This is a genomic window from Streptomyces sp. 2323.1, assembly GCF_900221035.1.
Lineage (GTDB): Bacteria > Actinomycetota > Actinomycetes > Streptomycetales > Streptomycetaceae > Streptomyces > Streptomyces sioyaensis.
The window spans coordinates 6,082,612-6,102,399 of sequence record NZ_LT907981.1; the positions used below are offsets into that span (position 1 = coordinate 6,082,612).

The following is a 19,788-nucleotide window of genomic DNA, read 5'->3' on the forward strand; positions in this document are numbered from 1 at the left end:
GCGTGAACGGACAGACAGGTGCCCCCCGCGGGCCCAGCCGCAGAACAGTCGTCGCCGGCACCGCGCTCGCCCCCGTCGCCGGGGCCCTCCTGCCCGGCGCGCCCACCGCCGCGGCCGCACCCCGGCGCGACGGTACGGCCCGGCTCCGCTCCGACGCGCTGGAGGTCCGCGTCGACACCGCCTTCCCGCGCATCGTCGCCTACACCGACCGCGGCACCGGCGCCGTCCTGCACGGCCAGGACACCCCGGTCTCCGAGGTCCTCATCGACGGCACCGCCCGCACCCCGCACGTCACCCACCGCGCCCGCGCCGACCGCGCCACCTACACCCTCGGCTTCGACGGGGGCACCCGGATCACCGTCGAGATCGCCGTCCGGGGCCGGCAGGTCACCTGGCGGGTCACCGGCATCGCCGACACCCCGGCGCTGCGCATCGGCACCCTGGAGATCCCCGGCCTCGCGCTGCTCAGCGTCCGCAGCGACCAGCCCGGCGCGACCCTGCTCGCCGCCCGTATCGCGCTCGACAAGGCCACCAGCGGGGACACCCTGGTGCAGGTCACCGCCGACACCCCCGCCGAGGCCGCGCCCACCGGATGCGCCTACGCCGTCGTCGCCACCGACGAACTGGCCGCCGCCGTCGAGACCAACACCGTGTACGACAAGCCGGCCGGCGCCACCGCCTGGGAGAACGGCCGGCTGTGGCGGCAGACCCTCAAGGGCGACGGCTTCGTCAAGGCCCAGCTGGTCCCCGGCCAGTGGACGCACCGGGCCGCCGGGCAGCCCCCCACCGCCACCGAGCCGCTGCCGTACGCGACCGTCATCGTCACCGGCGACCGCAACGGCGACGGCCGCATCGACTGGCAGGACGCCGCCATCGCGCTGCGCGACATCATGGTCATGCCGCTGGGCGCCGACGCACAGCATCTACGGGTCGTCCCGCACATCGCGTTCAACTTCGCCAGCCAGGCCACCAACCCGTTCCTCGCCACCCTCGACAACGTCAAGCGGATCGCCCTGGCCACCGACGGGCTCGGGCAGTTCACCCTCCTCAAGGGCTACCAGTCCGAGGGCCACGACTCCGCCCACCCCGACTACGGCGGCAACTACAACCAGCGGGCCGGCGGCCTCGCCGACCTCAACGCGCTGGTCCGCGCCGGAAAGAAGTGGAACAGCGACTTCGCGGTGCACGTCAACGCCACCGAGTCCTACCCCGTCGCGCACGCCTTCTCCGAGGAACTCGTCGACAAGAACGACAAGCAGTGGGACTGGCTCGACCAGTCCTACCGCATCGACGCCCGCCGCGATCTGGTCTCCGGAGACATCGCCGCCCGCTTCGCCCAGCTGCGCAAGGAGACCGACCCGGCCCTGACCACCCTCTACATCGACGTCTTCCGCGAGTCCGGCTGGAACTCCGACCGCCTCCAGCGCCATCTGCGCGACCAGGGCTGGCAGATCACCACCGAATGGGGCCACGGCCTGGAACGCTCCTCGCTGTGGTCGCACTGGGCCAACGAGACCGACTACGGCCCCGACACCTCCCGCGGTATCAACTCCCAGCTGATCCGCTTCGTCCGCAACCACCACAAGGACGTCTTCGCCGACAAGTGGCCCACGCTGCTGGGCAGCGGCCGGATGGGCAACTTCGAGGGCTGGGTCGGCAAGACCGACTGGAACGCCTTCCACACCCTCCTCTGGACCGAGGCCCTGCCCGCCAAGTACCTCCAGGCGTACCCGATCAGGACCTGGAGCGCCCACGAGATCACCTTCGAGGGCCCCACCAGGACCGTCGTCAGCGACGCCGGCTCAGACTCCGGCGATCCGTCGTCGAGCGGCCCCCGCAAGATCACCACCGACGGCCGGCTGGTCTACGACGACGGCACCTACCTGCTCCCCTGGGAACCCCGCAACGCCACCGACCCCGGCAAGCTCTACCACTACAACCCCCATGGCGGCACGACCCGTTGGGCCCTGCCCCGCGGCTGGTCCGCGGCCACCGCCGTGCACGTCTACCGGCTCACCGACCAGGGCCGCACCCAGGAGACCCGGGTCCCGGTCCGCGACGGGAAGATCACCCTCACCGCCCGGCCCGGCGTCGCGTACGTCGTCCACCGCCACCGGGCCCCGGCCCAGGGCGACCCCCACTGGGGCGAAGGCACCCCGCTCACCGACCCCGGCTTCCACGCCGGAACCCTGGACGCCTGGCGGACCACCGGCCCGGCCGCCGTCCGGCGCAGCACCCTCGGCGACTACGAACTGGTCATCGGCGCGGGCGCCGCCGCCACCGTCGCCCAGCACCTCCGCCGGCTCGCCCCCGGGAGCTACGCCGCCTCCGTACAGATCGAGGTCGGCGCCACGGCGGGGGAGCGGCGCCGGGCCGGCCTGGAGATCCGCACCGCCGACGGCGTCACCGCCGCCAACTGGACGGACACCTCCACCGCCGGCAACTACGTCGCCGCCGACCGCAAATCCGGCACCCGCTTCCAGCGGCTGTTCACCTACTTCACCGTCCCCGACGGCGGCGGCCCGGTCACCCTCACCCTGACCGCGGCGGCGGGCCGCGCCCGGGTCCGGTTCGACAACGTCCGCGTCGTCCCCGCCAAGGCCGTCACCAAGAAGGGCACCCTGGTCTACGAGGACTTCGAACACGTCCCCCAGGGCTGGGGTCCCTTCGTCAAGGGCGACGCGGGCGGCAGCACCGACCCCCGCACCCACCTCGCCCAGCGGCACGCCCGCTTCACCCAGCGGGGGTGGAACGGCAAGGCGATCGACGACGTCCTCGACGGCGGCCAGTCGCTCAAGTCACGCGGCGAGAACACCGGGCTGGTGTACCGCACCGTCCCGCACACCGTCCGCTTCACCCCCGGCCGCCGCTACCGGGTCACCTTCCGCTACGAGAACGAGAAGGCCGGCCAGTACGCCTGGGTCACCGCCGTCGACGAGCCCGCACCCCGCGAACTGAGCCGCAGCCCGCTCCCGGTGGCGACCCAACCCACCACCTACACCTACGAGTTCACCGCACCCGCCAGCGGCGAGGCCTGGGTGGGCCTGCGCAAGGTGGGCGACGACGGAACCGCGGAGTTCGTCCTCGACACGTTCGAGGTGCGCGAGGTCCAGGGGTAGCGCGGGGCGTGGGGGCGGGTTCGGCACGCCCCCACGACCACCCTCAGCTCCCTGCCTCGCAGGGATACAGACCGGGCGCCCCCGCCCCTTCCCCCACGGGGGCCGGGGCGCCCTCCCACTCCCACAACAACAGCTCGTTGCCGCCCTCACGCAGCACCGGGCCGGGCACGTACAGGGCCTGCTGCGGCCCGACGGACCGATAGCGCCCCAGGCAGAACCCGTTGATCCAGGCGAAACCGTGCCGCCAGCCCGGCAGCACCAGATCCGCATCCCCGGCCCGCCCGGCCACCGTCACCGTGCCCCGGTACAGCCCCGCGGCCCCACCGGCCCCCGCCACCGGCCGGAACGGCACCTTGGCCAGCGCCCCCGCCTCCTCCAGCGCATCCAGCCGCAGTCCCCGCGACCGTACGCCGTGCAGGAACTGCCGCTCGTGCAGCACCCCGCCCACGATCCCCTTGGACTCGGCAAGCCGCGGACCGTAGTTGACCCGCCCCAGCGACCCCACCCACACCTCCACCGACGCCGGCCCGGCCACCTCCCCCAGCAGCGCGTCCTCGGCCTCCACCACGGGCCCGGGCACCCCGTCGACGGACACCACCGCCCGGTCCCGCAGCCCCCGCACCCGCAGCGGATACCGGCCCCGCGGCCCCGGCACCGCCAGCCGGTAGCGCACCACCCCCCGGTCCACGCCCAACTCCTCGAACGTCGCCGGACCGCCCCCCTCGACCTCCGCACCCCCCAACGCCGCCATCACCTCCCCGGCCGGCGCCCACTCCCCGAGCACCGCACGCACCGGAGCCGCCAGGCCCGGCAGCGGCTCCGGAACCGGCGGCAGCGGCCCGTCCGCCCACTCGGCGAGCACCTCCCGGAACCGCCAGAACTTCTCCGTGGGCCGCCCCCGTTCATCGACCGGCGCCCCGTAGTCGTACGAAGTCACCGTCGCCCGCAGCGCCCCGTCCTGCAGCTCACCCGACCGGTTGGCCCCCGCCCACCCGCCGAAGCTCGTCCCGCCGTGCGCCATGTACACATTGACCGAGGCCCCGCACTCCAGAATCTCCCGCAGCGCCGCCGCCGCATCCTGCGCCGTGCGCGGCGCCGGTGCCCGCCCCCAGTGCGCGAACCACCCGCACCAGAACTCCATGCACATCAGCGGCCCGTCCGCCCGGTGGCGCCGCAGCGCCGCCAGCGCCTCCCGCGCCCCGGAACCGAAGTTGACGGTGGCCAGCACCCCCGGCACCGACCCCCCGCTCAGCATGTGCTCCTCGGGCCCGTCCGACGTACACAACGGCACCCGCACCCCCAGCGCCCACAGCCGCTCCACCAGCCACGCCAGATACGCGCCGTCGCTGCCGTACGAGCCGTACTCGTTCTCCACCTGCACCATCAGCACCGGCCCGCCGCCCGGGCCGCCGGGCCCGCCGGGCCCCGAGCTCTCCGTGCACTGACGCGCCACGACCTGCGGCAGCAACCGCCCGAACCAGCGGTCCACGGCCCGCAGATACGCCGCGTCCCGCGTCCGCACCCGCCGCCCCAGCGGCCCGGTCAGCCACTCCGGCAGCCCGCCGTTCTCCCACTCCGCGCAGATGTACGGCCCCGGGCGGACGATCGCCCACAGCCCCGCCGCCTGCGCCGCGTCCAGGAACCGCCCCAGCGCCTCCGGGTCCCGGAACTCACCCGGCCGCGGCTCGTGCAGATTCCACGGCACATAGGTCTCCACACAATTCAGGCCCATCGCCCGGAGCATCGCCAGCCGGTGACCCCACTGCTCCTCGTGCACCCGGAAGTAGTGCAGCGCCCCCGACAGCAGCCGCACCGGCCGCCCGTCCAGCAAGAAGTCCCGCTCGCCCACCTCGAACCGCGTCACGTCACCCGCCCCTGTGTCGTCTCCCGCGCGCCACCGCCCGGGCGTGCCCGGTCTCCGGTCACCCTCGCCCTCTGGCGGTGTGACGGTCCATGGACAAAGATCGGCTGCGGTTGGACGGTTCGACGGAGCGGTACGGACAGGCACGCGGCGACGGGAGGCCCGGACGTGTACCACACCTGGATGCGCTACTTCACCCCCAACCCGGTCCACCACCGGCTCGGCCTGGTGTGCCTGGGGGTCGGACTCCAGCACGGCACCCTGCCGACGGTCGGCCCGCGCACCCTCGACCACCACGTCGCCATCGTCATCAGCGCAGGCCGCGGCTGGTGCACCACCCCCGACGGCCGCCGCCACGAGGTCACCGCCCCCGCACTGCTGTGGATCACGCCGGGCGTGGTGCACCACTACGGCGCCGACCCCGAGACCGGCTGGGACGAGAGCTTCGTCGACTTCACCGGCCCCGCCGCCGAGACCTACACCGAACTCGGCTACATCGAGCGCGACCGCCCCCTCGTCCCCCTCGCGGACACCGGCCCCGCGCGCGCGGCCGTGGGACGCATCGCCCGCGCGGCCCGCCGCGGCAACCCGCTCCTGGAGGTGGAGACCTCCGCCGCCGTCCACGAACTCCTGGTCGCCCTGCGCCGGGCCCGCGCCGATACGGACGCCGACGGCGAACCCGTCCTCCAGGCACTGGCCCGCGACGCGTTCCTGCCACTCTCCGTCGCCGAACACGCCGCCCGGCACGGCATGACCCCGGCCGAACTCCGCACGGCCGTCCGCCGCGGCGCCGGCTGCAGCCCCAAGGACTACCTACTGGGCATCCGCCTGGGCCGCGCCAAGGAACTCCTGGCAGGAACCGAACTCCCGGTGGCCGCAGTGGCCCGCCGCGTCGGCTACGAAGACCCCGCCTACTTCAGCCGCCTCTTCACCCGCCGCGTAGGCACCGCCCCCATCCGCTTCCGCGACCGCCAGGTCCACAACGTCCCCGGCGGCTGGTCCACCCAGATCCCGGACCCGAACGACCCTCCGCTGGTCGGCGGCTGACCCGGGCGTACCAGGGTCAGCATGGCGCGTGGCCCGCGTGGGCGGTGACGGTCAGTGCCACCGGGCCGCAGCCCGGAACGAACGAGGGCCGGAGGGGACGTACCGGGCCCGCATGGTCACTGACGGGCGGTGCCACCGCCCCGCAGCCGGGCACGTACGAAGGCCGGAGGGGATGCACCGGGGGCCGCCCGCAGGACCCGGAGCGAACAACGGGGCAACCAATCCCACGCACCAGATGCGCCCGCGCCGAGGACGGCCCCCGGTGCGTCCCCTCCGGCCCCAGCGGCACTCACGAACCCCGCAGGACGCGAGCCCCCACCAACCCGGAAGGGGACCACACCACCCGCACCCACCAGACCACCCCCGGAGGGAACCCCACCCGGAGGGAACCCCACCCTGTCAAACCCCCGTGCACACCCCACGGACCGTACGGCAGCATGACCCCATGCCCGCACTGCAGCGCGACGAGGCGCAGACCCGAGCCCAACTCATCGACGTCCACCATTACGACATCGCCCTCGACCTCACCCGGGGCGCGGACCGGTTCGGGTCCCATACGGTCATCCAGTTCACCGCACGGACCGCCGGCGACACCTTCGTCGAGCTCAAACCCGCCGAGCTGCACTCCGCCACCCTCGACGGCCGGCCCCTCGACCCCGCGGCCCTGGACGACAACCGCCTCCCGCTCACCGGCCTCACCCCCGGCGCCCACGAACTGCGCCTGGACGCCACCATGTGCTACTCCCGCACCGGCGAGGGCATGCACCGCTTCACCGACCCGGCCGACGGCGAGAGCTACGTCTACACCCAGCTGTTCCTGGACGACGTCCAACGCGTCTTCGGCGCCTTCGACCAGCCCGACCTCAAGGCGGTCTTCGCCCTCACCGTCACCGCCCCCACCGACTGGACCGTTCTCGGCAACGGCCTCGCCACCCAGGGCGACCCCGGCCACTGGACCCTCGCCCCCACCCCCCTGATCAGCACCTACCTCGTCGCCGTCGCCGCCGGCCGCTGGCACTCCGTCCGCACCGAACACGCCGGACTGCCCTTCGGCATCCACTGCCGCCGCTCGCTCGCGCCCCACCTGGACGCCGACGCCGAGGAGATCCTCGACCTCACCCGCCGCTGCTTCGACCGCTACCACGAGATCTTCGAGGAGCCCTACCCCTTCGACTCCTACGACCAGGCGTTCGTCCCCGAATTCAACGCCGGCGCCATGGAGAACCCCGGACTGGTCACCTTCCGCGACGAGTTCGTCTTCCGCTCGGCCGTCACCGACACCGAACGCCAGACCCGCGGCATGGTCATCGCCCACGAAATGGCCCACATGTGGTTCGGCGACCTGGTCACCCTCCAGTGGTGGGACGACATCTGGCTGAACGAGTCCTTCGCCGAATACATGGGCTACCAGGTCCTGTCCGAGGCCACCCGCTTCCGTGACACCTGGACCGACTTCGCCGTCGCCCGCAAGGGCTGGGGCTACGACGCCGACCAGCGCCCCTCCACCCACCCCGTCGCCCCGGCCCCCGATGACGTCCCCGACACCGCCTCTGCCCTCCTCAACTTCGACGGCATCTCCTACGCCAAGGGCGCCTCCGCCCTGCGCCAGCTCGTCGCCTGGATGGGGGAGAAGGACTTCCTCGCCGGCATCAACGACCACTTCGCCCGGCACCGCTTCGGCAACGCCGCCCTCGCCGACTTCCTCGACTCCCTCGGCCGCGCCACCGACCGCGACGTCCACGCCTGGGCCGCACGCTGGCTGCGCACCACCGGAGTCGACACCCTCACCCCCGAGGCCGCCACCGGCGACGACACCTGGCACCTCGACGTCCACCACAGCGGCAGCCGCCCGCACCGCATCGCCGTCGGCGCCTACGACCAGGACCTCACCGACCCCGGCCGGCTCGTCCTGCGCGACCGCTTCGAGCTGGACATCCCCGCGGAAGAGGGCCGCACCCGCCGCGCCTTCCCCAAGCCCGCCCCCGACCTCCTCGTCCTCAACGACGGCGACCTCACCTACGCCAAGGTCCGTTTCGATCCGGCCTCCTGGCAGACCGTGGCCCGCTCGCTGTCCGGCCTGCCCGACCCGCTCACCCGCGCGGTCGTCTGGAACGCCGCCCGCGACATGGTCCGCGACGGCGCCCTCGCCCCCACCGCCTACCTCGACGCCGCCCGCACCCACCTCCCCCACGAAACCGACCTCGCGATCCTCCAGGGCGTCCTCGCCTTCGCCCGCACCCAGATCGCCGACCACTACCTCCCGGCCGCCGAACGCCACACCGCCCTGACCACCCTCACCGCCCTCAGCCGCGACATCCTCCGCCGCACCGAAGGCCCCGCCCACGGCACGGAAGCAGGGCTCCGGCTCACCGCCGTACGGGCCTTCATCGACAGCGCCACCACCCCCGAGGGCATCCAGGACTGGCTCGACGACGGCAGCGTCCCCGGCGGCCCCCACCTCGACCCCGAACTGCGCTGGCGCATCCTCGGCCGGCTCGCCACCCTCGGCGCCGGCCCCCTCGACGCACTCCGCGCGACCATCGACGCCGAACTCGCCCGCGACCCCGGCGCCACCGGCCGTGAAGGCGCCGCCCGCTGCCACGCCGCCCTCCCCGACCCGGCCGCCAAACAGGCCGCCTGGGACGCCCTGTTCACCACCGACGAGCACGCCGGCCTGTCCAACTACCTCTTCATCGCCACCGCCACCGGCTTCTGGGCACCTGAACAGCACGAACTGCTGCGCCCCTACGTGGCCCGCTACTTCACCGCCGCCCCCGCCCTCGCCGCCGCCCGCGGCCCCGCCCTCGCCGCCGCCGCCGGCCGCCAGGCCTTCCCCGACACCTTCGTCGAGGACGAGACCCTCCGCCTCGGCGAGGCCTGCCTCGCCGACGGCCAGGCGACCCCCGCCCTGCGCCGCAAACTGGTCGACCAGCTGGACGACCTGCGGCGGGCGCTGAAGATACGCGCCGCGGCCGACGCCCGGTAGCCGCAGCCCGGCACCAGCGGGTGCCGCCGGAACGGCAGCCGGCGGCACCCCGCACACACCCGCGGTAAACATCCGTACCACTTACGGGTGGTATGACCGCAACCAGTAGATACGTGCTGTACAGGGAAAGTAACTTAGGGCCGCCTCAGGGCACGTCCGTATGGGACCGCCCCAACTCACCTGACAGAAGAGCACATTGATGTCTGCGCCCCCTGCCGGCACCGCCCTCGCAGGCGGCACCAACGGCCCCCGCGCACTGCGCCCCCTCCTCGACACCGTCCTCGACGCCCTCACCACCGGCGCCGAGGACCGTGCCGGACCCCTCCCGCCCGGCGGCCCCGACACCGTCGCCCGCACCGTACGCGACGCCTGCCACCCCCTCCTGCCCGACCACGGCACCGGCCCGCACGCCGCCCTGCGCACCCTCGTCCACACCCTCGCCGCCGGCGCCGCCGACCCCGCCGACCCCCACTGCGCCGCCCATCTGCACTGCCCGCCCCTGGCCCTCGCCACCGCCGCGGACCTCGCCGCCTGCGCCCTCAACCCCTCCATGGACTCCTGGGACCAGGCCCCCGCCGCCTCCGCCCTGGAGACCCTCACCAGCCACGCCCTCGCCGCACTCGTCTACCCCCGGGCCACCGCCCCCGACGCCCTGATCACCACCGGCGGCACCGAATCCAACCAGCTCGCCCTGCTCCTCGCCCGCGAAGCCGCCGCGGCAAACGACCCCACCGCCGGCCCCCTCCAGATCATCTGCGGCGCCAACGCCCACCACAGCATCCACCGCTCCGCCTGGCTCCTCGGCCTCCCCGAACCCCTCACCCTCCCCACCCCCGACGGCATCCTCACCCCTGACACCGTCCACACCTGCCTGGCCAACCTCGCCGGACACACCGGCCCCCTCCTCCTCACCGCCACCGCAGGCACCACCGACTCCGGCGCCATCGACCCCCTGCCCGCCCTCGCCGACCTCACCGAACACCACGGCGTCCGCCTCCACGTCGACGCCGCCTACGGCGGAGCCCTGCTCTTCAGCGACACCCACGCCGCCACCCTGAGCGGCCTCGACCGCGCCCACACCGTCGCCCTCGACCTGCACAAACTCGGCTGGCAACCCGTCGCCGCCGGCCTCCTCGCCGTCCCCGGCCCCACCACCCTGGCCCCCCTCGCCCACCAGGCCGACTACCTCAACGCCGACGACGACACCGAAGCCGGCCTCCCCGACCTCCTCAGCCGCTCACTACGCACCACCCGCCGCCCCGACATCCTCAAAATCGCCGTCACCCTCAAAGCCCTCGGCCGCCACGGCCTCGGCGACCTCATCGACCGCACCCTCGCCGCCGCCCAGACCCTCGCCGACCTCATCGAGGCCCACCCCTTCTACGAACTCCACTCCCGCCCCACCCTCAGCACCGTCCTCTTCCGCCCCACCGGCATCACCGACACCACCCTCGCCGCCGTCCGCCGCACCCTGCTCATCGACGGCCGTGCCGTCCTCGGCCGCGCCACCACCCCCACCGGGCTCTGGCTCAAGGCCACCCTCCTCAACCCCCACACCCAACCCGGAGACCTCACCACCCTGCTCACCCTCGTGGAAGGCCAGACCCTCCGATGACGAACACCCCGCCCCGTGAAGCGCCCCTCACCACCGACACCACGGGCACCACCGCCCCCGACGAACCCCTCGACCTCGTTGGCATCGGCATCGGCCCCTTCAACCTCTCCCTCGCCGCCCTCGCCCACCCCCTCACCCACCTCCGCACCGCCTTCTACGACCAACGCCCCAACTTCCAGTGGCACCACGGCCTCCTCATCGACGGCACCACCCTCCAAGTCCCCTTCCTCGCCGACCTCGTCACCCTCGCCGACCCCGCCAGCCCCTGGAGCTTCCTCAACTACCTCAAAACCCGCGAACGCCTCTTCCCCTTCTACTTCGCCCAACGCTTCCACCTCCACCGCGCCGAATACGACGCCTACTGCCGCTGGGTCAGCGAAAACCTCCCCGCCCTCCACTTCGGCCACCAGATCGACGCCGTCCGCTGGAACCCCGAACGCGAAGCCTTCGAAGTCGACTTCGCCCAACTCGACCCCGACGGCGAAGCCGAAGCCCTCGGCCGCACCTACGCCCGCAACCTCGTCCTCGGCATCGGCACCACCCCCCACGTCCCCGTCCCCCTGCGCCCCCTCGCTGACGCCCCAGGCGTCCCCGTCATCCACTCCGCCGACTACCTCGACCACCGCGACCGCCTGCTCACCGCCGACCGCCTCACCATCATCGGCGCCGGTCAATCAGGCGCCGAAATCTTCCTCGACCAGCTCCGCGCCCGCCCCGCAGGCCGCGAAGGCCTCCACTGGCTCGCCCGCACCCCCGCCTTCGCGCCCATGGAATACAGCAAAATCGGCCTGGAACACTTCACCCCCGACTACACCCGCTACTTCCACTCCCTCCCCGAACGCGTCCGCGACGCCCTCGTCCCCGGCCAATGGCAACTCCACAAAGCCATCGACCACGACACCCTCGCCGCCATCCACGACGAGCTCTACCGCCGCACCCTCGACGGCGGCTGGCCCGACGCCACCCTCACCCCCGGCGTCTGCGTCCGCACCGCAGGCCGCGTCGGCAACACCAAGGTCGAACTCCACCTCGACCACACCCAGCAAGGCACCCGCACCCGCCTCACCGCCGACGCCGTCATCCTCGCCACCGGCTACCGCGAACGCCGCATGGACACCCTCCTCGCCGCCCTCGACCCCTACGTACGCCGAGACTCCGCCGAACGCCCCCGCATCGACGTGAACCACCGCCTGGTCCTCGACCCCTCCGTCACCGGCGCGATCTACGTCCAGAACGCCGAAACCCACACCCACGGCGTCGGCACCCCCGACCTCGGCCTCGCCGCCTGGCGCAGCGCCACCATCCTCAACTCCCTCACCGACACCACCCCCTACCCCCTCCCCACCCGCACCGCCTTCACCACCTTCGGCCTTCCACAGGCCCCGCCCGCCGGCCGCACCGGCACCGTCCCCCGCCAGGGCTCCACCCTCGTCCCCCGCGGCTGACCCAGCGGCGGCGATGCCCCGGCACCGCCGCCGCCACCGGCCACCAGCCGGTCTCGGAACCCCGGCACACCATGACCTCTAAGGGGCGAGTGGCATCCCCGCCCCGGCCGGAGAACGCCGGCACACCCGAACCAAAGCCTCCACCCGCGTGGGCAACGCACGTAGATTCAGCCGCAGCCCACCCCACCACCCGGAGGCACCCATGACCGACCCCGCCGACGGCACCCCCGCCCTCCCCTACGGCACCCCCGACACACCCCGCCTCGCCGTACGCGGCGAAGCCCGCCTCGAAGCCGACCCCGAAATCGCCCGCATCGCCGTCACCGTCAGCGCCCGCGGCACCGACCGCAGCGCCGCCCTCACCGACCTCACCCGCCGCAACGAACAAGCCCTCACCCTCATCAAGACCTACGGCGACGCCATCGAAAAACTCGAAACCGGCACCTTCAGCCTCACCCCACAGCTCACCGAAAAAGGCCGCCACGAACGCATCCGCGCCTACCACGGACGCGTCACCCACACCGCCACCCTCAACGACTTCACCACCCTCGGCGAACTCACCACCCGCCTCGCCGACCTCGACCTCACCCGCGTCGACGGCCCCTGGTGGGCCCTGCGCCCCGACTCACCCGCCCACCGCGCCGCCCGCACCCAAGCCGTCCACGAAGCCGTCCAGCGCGCCCGCGAATACGCCGAGGCCGTCGGCGCCCGCCTCGACGCCCTCCTCGAAATCGCCGACCTCGGCGCCGAGAACGCCGCCCCCACCGCCGCCCCCGCCATGCGCTCCGTCCCCGGCTACGGCGGCGCCACCCAGGAAACCGCCCCCGCCCTCGACCTCGAACCCCAGCGCCAGGTCGTCTACGCCCACGTCAACGCACGCTTTACGATGACCCGTCCCGCACTGTGAGACCACCCCGCGCCCAGGGCGGAATTCCGCTCATCGGAGCGGGGTCGCGCGCATTCCAAGACTTGTCAACAGCCTTTCATCAAGCCCTCGTTGAGCAGACACTTTCCTACCGTTCCCTACCGCCCGGTAAGTCATAGAGTCGAAACATGCGCCGAGCAAAAATCGTCTGCACACTGGGCCCCGCCACCGACTCGTACGAGCAGATCAAAGCCCTCGTCGACGCCGGAATGGACATCGCCCGCTGCAACCTCAGCCACGGCACCTACACCGACCACGAAGCACGCGTCGACCGGGTCCGCAAGGCAGCCGAGGAATCCGGCCGCACCGTCGGCATCCTCGCCGACCTTCAAGGCCCGAAGATCCGACTCGGCCGATTCCGCGAAGGCCCCGTACTTCTCGAACGCGACGATGAGTTCACGATCACCGTCGAACCCGCCGTCGAAGGCGACCGCCAGATCTGCGGCACCACCTACGACGGCCTCGCCGCCGACGTCACCACCGGCGAACGCATCCTCGTCGACGACGGCAAAGTCACCCTCGAAGTCATCGGCGTCGACGGACCCCACGTCCACACCAAGGTCATCGAAGGCGGCATGGTCTCCGACCACAAAGGCCTCAACCTCCCCGGCGTCGCCGTCTCCGTCCCCGCCCTCTCCGAAAAAGACCAGGACGACCTCCGCTGGGCCCTGCACTACGGCGCCGACATCATCGCCCTCTCCTTCGTCCGCAGCGGCCGCGACATCCAAGACGTCCACCGCATCATGCGCGAGGAAAACCGCACCCTGCCGGTCATCGCCAAGGTCGAAAAACCCCAGGCCGTCGACAACATCGACGACATCGTCGCCGCCTTCGACGGCATCATGGTCGCCCGCGGCGACCTCGGCGTCGAAATGCCCCTCGAAACCGTCCCCATCGTCCAAAAGCGCGCCATCAAGCTCGCCAAGCGCAACGCCAAACCGGTCATCGTCGCCACCCAGATGCTCGACTCGATGATCGACAACTCCCGCCCCACCCGCGCCGAAGCCTCCGACGTCGCCAACGCCGTCATCGACGGCACCGACGCCGTCATGCTCTCCGGCGAAACCAGCGTCGGCAAATACCCCACCGAAACCGTCCGCACGATGAGCCGCATCGTCGAAGCCGCCGAGGAAGACATCCTCGCCAAAGGCCTCCCGCCGCTCACCGAAACCAGCAAACCCCGCACCCAGGGCGGCGCCGTCGCCCGCGCCGCCGCCGAAATGGGCGACTTCCTCGGCGCCAAGTTCCTCGTCGCCTTCACCCAGTCCGGCGACACCGTCCGCCGCCTCTCCCGCTACCGCTCACCCATCCCCCTGCTGGCCTTCACCCCCGACCCGGCCACCCGCGCCCAGCTCAACGTCAGCTGGGGCGTGGAGACCTTCCTCGGCCCGACCGTCAACTCCACCGACGAGATGGTCGCCCAGGTCGACGAGCACCTGCTCGCCCTCGGCCGCTGCCAGAAGGGCGACGTCGTCATCATCACCGCCGGCTCCCCGCCCGGCGTCCCCGGCTCCACCAACCTCGTCCGCGTCCACCACATCGGCGAGGACGACTCCCCGAAGTAGCCCCACCCGCACCGCGCTCCCGCTGGGCCGAGGTACCTGACTGCCGTCCCTGCCAGTACTTCGGCCCGATGTGTTTGTCCATGAGGGCGACGGAACTGCGTTTCGCCACGGAGATGTTCTGCGCGCCGCGGGATTGCCGCGCCGGCTTCCACTCGACACCGACCTTGTCGAGGGTGTCCGTATAGAGCCGCAGGATGTCGGCGGACATGTTCGTGAAGAAGTACCGCGGATACTCGTAGCGCTTGCGCTCGCCGGCGACCATCCGGGTCGTCCAGTTGGTGATGCGACAGCCGTCGGAGTGGATGAGTCCGCGGAGGAATTCCCAGGGGTGTGCGTCCACGATCTGTTGTTGCCAGGGTTCGAGGACGATCGGTCGCTCGTGTTTCTTGCCGGGGCCGTGCTGGGGGAACAGGCAGGGCCAGTGGTGGCTGTAGCTCGTCACCATGACGCAGCCCTCGCGCTGGATGACGCATACGCTGTTCATGGGGCGGACTGTCTTTACTGCCTGCCGGCATGCCGCAATGAGGCCCGGCCACGCATCCGCGCACGCGATCCGTAGCGCATACCCCCGGTTCTGAGGCTGTTTACTGATGCAGCCGTCTCCGAGGTAGAGGCCGAGCAGGTACGCGTATGCCGTGGTGGCCTCGGGTTGTCGCGGCACTTGCTCGCATCGTGAGCATTCCGTCTTGCGGGAAACCGGCTCGATCCGCGTCTGCCACGAGCGGATCGCGTACCGGGATATCCCGGTCTGCTTGCTTACGGAGTTGAGGCTTCGGCCTTGGGCGACGAGGGCGAGGGCTTGCTGCCGCATTGCAATGTCGTACATGCACGCGAGGATGGCGAGAAGAGTGCCACCTGTGGCGATTTCAACTGTGCGATCACCGGAACGGGTGGCGGTGAACGACCATCGCGCTATCTTCGAATCGAAGAGAAAGTGCCCCAGGTGGGATTCGAACCCACACTTTCGGCTGTTTGAGAGCCGCCTCTCTAACCAGTTGGAGTACTGGGGCCTTAGAAAGGGAGGATACCTGCTGCCCTGCGTGGTCCTACCCTACAGGAGCTAGGTAGGCTCATGGGGCACCACCTGCCTGGAATGAGGAGTCCCGTGAGCGCCGCCGAGCCCGAGCAGCCCGTCGCCGATGACGATCAGTCGCACGTCCCGCCGCTGACCACGCGCGTCGTGATCGCCGAGGACGAGGCCCTCATCCGTCTCGATCTCAAAGAGATGCTGGAGGAGGAGGGCTACACCGTCGTGGGCGAGGCCGGCGACGGTCAGACTGCCGTGGACCTGGCCCGCGAGCACCGCCCCGATCTGGTGATCCTGGACGTGAAGATGCCGGTGCTGGACGGTATCTCGGCGGCCGAGGTGATCGCCGAGGAGAGCATCGCGCCGGTGCTGATGCTGACCGCGTTCTCGCAGCGTGAGCTGGTGGAGCGGGCGCGGGACGCGGGGGCGATGGCGTATCTGGTGAAGCCGTTCTCGAAGACGGATGTGGTTCCGGCGATCGAGATGGCGGTGAGCCGGTTCACCGAGCTGCGGACGCTGGAGAAGGAGATCGAGGATCTCACTCAGCGCCTGGAGACCCGGAAGCTGGTGGACCGGGCGAAGAGCATTCTGCAGACGCAGTACGGGCTGACGGAGCCGGCGGCGTTCCGGTGGATTCAGAAGACGTCGATGGATCGCCGGCTGTCGATGCAGCAGGTGGCCGAGGCGGTCATCGAGGATGCCGAGGAGAAGAAGCAGCAGAAGAACGGCGAGTAGCTGCGCTGTGTGAGCGGCTCCGTACCGGTTGACCGGCCGGTTGACCGGTACGGCCCGGAGCGGGGCCGCACTGCCGGCGGCCCTTGCTCGGCCCGCTCGTTGTTTTCGCCCGCGCCGTAGCTGTGATCCACGATTCTCCGTGGACGGCCGCCTCGCCTGCGGGTGGTCGCTCCGCTGATCATGGCCGGCAGCTGGCGTTCCGCGCTTCGTGAATCTGCTGGCCGGCGTCTGCCGCACCGGCCTTTCGGGTGGCCCTGCGCGTCCTTTCCCTGAATCCTGCGGAAGTTACCGAGAAGTCCGTGGAACCACTGCGGTGCGGCTTCCCTCTCCACTGATGTCGAGAGGAGGAATTCCCCGAATGTGGACCTCTTCGAGGAACAGTAATTCCGCACCCTGCCACTGAGGTCGCCTGCCTGAAATTCGGCGGGCAAGGCGAGCGTAATCGCCCGCTTGTGGTCTTCCTGGCTGGTTCCGTTGCTGCTGTTCCGAGGTGCCTCGGCGTCATTTCGGGCGCCTTCGTAGTTACCGCAGCAGGCGAGGCTGTGCGGCTTCGTCTCTTCAGGACGTAAGGGAGATACGACCATGACGAATTCAGCTGCCTCTCCGCGCCGGGTGTCCAGACGAGCGGCCAGAGGTGCCATTGTGCTGGTCGCGGCCGTTCTGGGCGCGGCGCCCCTGGTGGGTACCGCGGCACCGGCTGTGGCTGCCGACAGCCCGAAGCAGATCGACGACTCGAAGGTCTACGGGTCGGAGGACGACATCCTCAAGGCGATGGAGCAGTGGGCGCCTGTCCGGCCGTCGGAGAGCGTGATGGGTTATCCGACGGGGATCGATCAGGATGCGAAGGGCAATATCAAGTCCGTTGCCCTGGGGGATGTGCAGGCCCAGTACGACGTGGGGACGGCGCTGAAGGATGCCAAGCAGGCGGCGAAGGACTACGCGGATGGCATGGTGATCGACAAGGATGGCAACAAGGTCCCGAGGGCGGATGGTATGAAGCCGCCGCAGTTCATTGCGGATGCTGCCAGGCAGATTGCGGATTCGTCGATCACGGAGCCGGAGACCAGTCAGAGCACGAGTGACAACAACATCGCGCAGGCGATGAGCGAAACGAACTCGGCGAAGTCGTACTGCAATGGCAGTTACCACTACGAGGGTGCGCCGCAGAATACTGCGAAGGCGAATCCGTGCGTTTTCGTCGGAAAGCTCGATCCGACGTCCGGTTCCAAGTATCCGAAGGTGGACGGTGGGAGCGGTATGGCGGGTGGGGGGAAGAAGACGTACACGGTCGGGGGGCAGGTGACCGAGGAGAACAGTTCGACGTCGGGTTGGTCGGTGGGCGGTAAGTTCACGCCCAAGCTGACCAGCACTCCGGCTGATGGGGGGAAGGGGGGCGAGGGCGCGCTGGAGGTCAGTTTCACGTACAGCTACTCCTCGACTTCCCTCAACCGGCAGATGACTTCGCAGGAGGACAAGACGGAGGTGGAGTTCCCGGCGAACACGAAGGGGAGTTTGCAGGGCAGGCGGGACGGTGCCTACTACATCGGTTACCTGTTCGTGGACTATCAGGGGACCGAGAAGGCTCCCGGTACTCCGGAGAAGGAGCATCTCAGGGCCATCCCTGCCCGGGTGTATGTGCAGTCTCCGCAGACCAGCACGCCGGTCACTTACTTCAAGTATCAGGAGCCCGCACCGCAGTAGCGCGGCCCGGCGCCTTTCCTGGCGACTGCCTTGTGGCGTACTTCGCCCCGTCGAGCCGTGGCTCGACGGGGCGAATGCGGCTCCGGGGGTCAGTCTTCGCCGAGGTAGGCCTTGCGGACGGATTCGTCGTGGAGGAGTGATGCGCCGCTGCCGGAGAGGACGATGCGGCCGATTTCCATGACGTGTCCCTGGTCGGCGAGGGAGAGCGCGGCCTGGGCGTTCTGTTCGACGAGGAGGATGGTGGTGCCTTGTGAGCGGAGTTCGCGGATGGTTTCCATGATCTTCTGCATCATGATCGGGGAGAGGCCCATGGAGGGTTCGTCGAGCATGAGGAGTTTGGGGCGCGACATCAGGGCGCGGCCCATGGCGAGCATTTGTTGTTCGCCGCCGGAGAGGGTGCCGGAGGCTTGTTTGCTGCGTTCGCCGAGGATGGGGAAGAGGTCGTAGACGCGTTGGATGTCGGCGGCGATGCCGGCGGTGTCTTTGCGGAGGAAGGCGCCGAGCTGGAGGTTTTCGGCGATGGTGAGGCGGGGGAAGAGGCGGCGGCCTTCGGGGGAGTGGGCGAGGCCGCGTTCGACGATCTTGTGGGCGGGGACGCCGTTGAGGGGTTCGCCGTCGAAGGTGATCTTTCCGGCGAGGGGCTTGAGGAGGCCGGAGAGGGTGCGCAGGGTGGTGGTTTTGCCAGCGCCGTTGGTGCCGATGAGGGTGACGGCTTCTCCTGCTTCGACGGAGAACGAGATGCCTTTGACGGCTTCGATCTTGCCGTAGGCGACGCGGAGGTCCTCGACTTCGAGCAGTGCGGTCATGGGGTGTCTCCGGTGGGTCCCTGGGCCGGCCGGTCTGCCGGGGCCGTGGCGTCGGGGGCGGTTTCCGCGGAGGGGGCGCCGTCTGGGGCCGGGGTGTCGGCGTCGGGCGGGGTGTCCGTGGTGGGTGCCGGGTCGGCCGCGTCGTCGGGTGTGGTGTGGTCGTCGACGGGTTCGCCCAGGTAGGCGGCGATGACGCGGTCGTCGGCCTGGACGACTTCTGCGGTGCCTTCGACGAGTTTTTGGCCTTGGACGAGGACGGCGACGCGGTCGCAGAGGTTGAAGATGAAGCGCATGTCGTGCTCGATGACGAGGACGGCGGTGCCTTGGGCGCGGATGGCGAGGACGAGGTCCTGGGTGGCGCGGGTTTCTTGGGGGTTCATGCCGGCGGTGGGTTCGTCCAGGAGCAGGAGTCCTGGTTCGCTGGCGAGGGCGCGGGCGATTTCGAGCTTGCGTTGTTCGCCGTAGGGGAGGTTGCGGGCGAGGTGGTCGCGTTTGTGGGCGAGGCCGGTGAACTCCAGGAGTTCCATGGCGCGTTCTTCGCTGGTGCGTTCTGCTTTTTTGAAGCCGGGGCCGCGCAGGAGGGCGGACCAGAGGCCTTCTTTGGTGCGGGTGTGGCGTCCGACGAGGACGTTTTCGAGGACGGTCATGTTGGCGAAGAGGCGGATGTTCTGGAAGGTGCGGGCGATGCCGGCTTGGGTGACGAGGTGGGGTTTGCGGGAGAGTCGGGTGCCGCGGTAGCTGACGGTGCCTTCGGTGGGCACGTAGAGGCCGGTGAGGCAGTTGAAGAAGGTGGTTTTGCCGGCGCCGTTGGGGCCTATGAGGCCGACGATTTCGCCGCTGCCGACGGTGAGGTCGACGCCGCGTACGGCGGTGAGTCCGCCGAAGCGCATGGTGACGCCGTCGGCCTTGAGGACGGTGTCGGTGGCGGGTGCGAGGCTGGGTGCTGTGGTCATGGT

The 19,788-nt window shown here is 70.7% G+C and carries 12 protein-coding genes, 1 tRNA gene and 1 pseudogene; 9 read left to right on the top strand and 5 right to left on the bottom strand.

Features of this window, described 5'->3' with window-relative positions; translation table 11 throughout:
* Positions 1–2 precede the first annotated feature (2 nt).
* Complete coding sequence (locus CPH93_RS26215; RefSeq protein ID WP_096214248.1) at positions 3–3,119, top strand: endo-alpha-N-acetylgalactosaminidase family protein; 3,117 nt, start codon at positions 3–5, stop codon at positions 3,117–3,119.
* A gap of 43 nt (positions 3,120–3,162) precedes the next feature.
* Here CPH93_RS26215 and CPH93_RS26220 read toward each other — a convergent pair whose 3' ends face one another.
* The gene (locus tag CPH93_RS26220; protein WP_096214249.1) at positions 3,163–4,983 is read right to left on the bottom strand and encodes a glycoside hydrolase family 35 protein; all 1,821 of its coding nucleotides are present in this window, start codon (positions 4,981–4,983) and stop codon (positions 3,163–3,165) included.
* Positions 4,984–5,148: 165 nt separating this feature from the next.
* On the opposite strand from CPH93_RS26220, the gene CPH93_RS26225 reads away from it, so the two are divergent.
* From CPH93_RS26225 to pyk, 6 genes are all read left to right on the top strand, one after another.
* Entirely contained in the window at positions 5,149–6,027 is an 879-nt protein-coding gene (locus CPH93_RS26225; RefSeq protein WP_093482666.1) for a helix-turn-helix domain-containing protein, read from the top strand.
* Between the two features lie 445 nt (positions 6,028–6,472).
* Positions 6,473–9,013 (top strand): aminopeptidase N, encoded by a 2,541-nt coding sequence (gene pepN / locus CPH93_RS26230; RefSeq protein WP_093482665.1) that lies wholly within the window; start codon positions 6,473–6,475, stop codon positions 9,011–9,013.
* A 199-nt stretch (positions 9,014–9,212) separates the two neighbouring features.
* A complete protein-coding gene (locus tag CPH93_RS26235; RefSeq protein WP_096214250.1) occupies positions 9,213–10,628 on the top strand; it encodes a pyridoxal phosphate-dependent decarboxylase family protein in 1,416 nt (471 codons plus the stop codon).
* Entirely contained in the window at positions 10,625–12,073 is a 1,449-nt protein-coding gene (locus CPH93_RS26240; protein WP_096214251.1) for a lysine N(6)-hydroxylase/L-ornithine N(5)-oxygenase family protein, read from the top strand. The genes CPH93_RS26235 and CPH93_RS26240 overlap by 4 nt, the downstream gene beginning before the upstream one ends.
* Before the next feature lie 202 nt (positions 12,074–12,275).
* Complete coding sequence (locus CPH93_RS26245; protein ID WP_096214252.1) at positions 12,276–12,980, top strand: SIMPL domain-containing protein; 705 nt, start codon at positions 12,276–12,278, stop codon at positions 12,978–12,980.
* 146 nt (positions 12,981–13,126) lie between these two features.
* Entirely contained in the window at positions 13,127–14,563 is a 1,437-nt protein-coding gene (pyk, locus tag CPH93_RS26250; protein WP_093482661.1) for a pyruvate kinase, read from the top strand.
* A 55-nt stretch (positions 14,564–14,618) separates the two neighbouring features.
* On the opposite strand, the pseudogene CPH93_RS26255 reads toward pyk, so the two are convergent.
* Positions 14,619–15,389, bottom strand: a pseudogene (locus tag CPH93_RS26255) (transcriptional regulator); the annotation flags it as partial.
* A gap of 109 nt (positions 15,390–15,498) precedes the next feature.
* Positions 15,499–15,573: transfer RNA gene (locus CPH93_RS26260), tRNA-Leu, on the bottom strand.
* A gap of 95 nt (positions 15,574–15,668) precedes the next feature.
* Between CPH93_RS26260 and CPH93_RS26265 the strand changes: the two genes are divergently transcribed.
* Both CPH93_RS26265 and CPH93_RS26270 read left to right on the top strand, forming a co-directional pair.
* Complete coding sequence (locus tag CPH93_RS26265; protein WP_096214253.1) at positions 15,669–16,325, top strand: ANTAR domain-containing response regulator; 657 nt, start codon at positions 15,669–15,671, stop codon at positions 16,323–16,325.
* A 582-nt stretch (positions 16,326–16,907) separates the two neighbouring features.
* Positions 16,908–18,026, top strand: a complete 1,119-nt coding sequence (locus CPH93_RS26270) for a hypothetical protein (protein ID WP_159395056.1) — start codon at positions 16,908–16,910, stop codon at positions 18,024–18,026.
* Between the two features lie 89 nt (positions 18,027–18,115).
* Here CPH93_RS26270 and CPH93_RS26275 read toward each other — a convergent pair whose 3' ends face one another.
* Both CPH93_RS26275 and CPH93_RS26280 read right to left on the bottom strand, forming a co-directional pair.
* Positions 18,116–18,832, bottom strand: coding sequence for an ABC transporter ATP-binding protein (locus CPH93_RS26275; RefSeq protein ID WP_096214255.1), 717 nt, complete (start codon positions 18,830–18,832; stop codon positions 18,116–18,118).
* Positions 18,829–19,785 (bottom strand): ABC transporter ATP-binding protein, encoded by a 957-nt coding sequence (locus CPH93_RS26280; RefSeq protein ID WP_096215600.1) that lies wholly within the window; start codon positions 19,783–19,785, stop codon positions 18,829–18,831. Before CPH93_RS26280 ends, CPH93_RS26275 begins: the two co-directional genes overlap by 4 nt.
* Between the last annotated feature and the right edge of the window lie 3 nt (positions 19,786–19,788).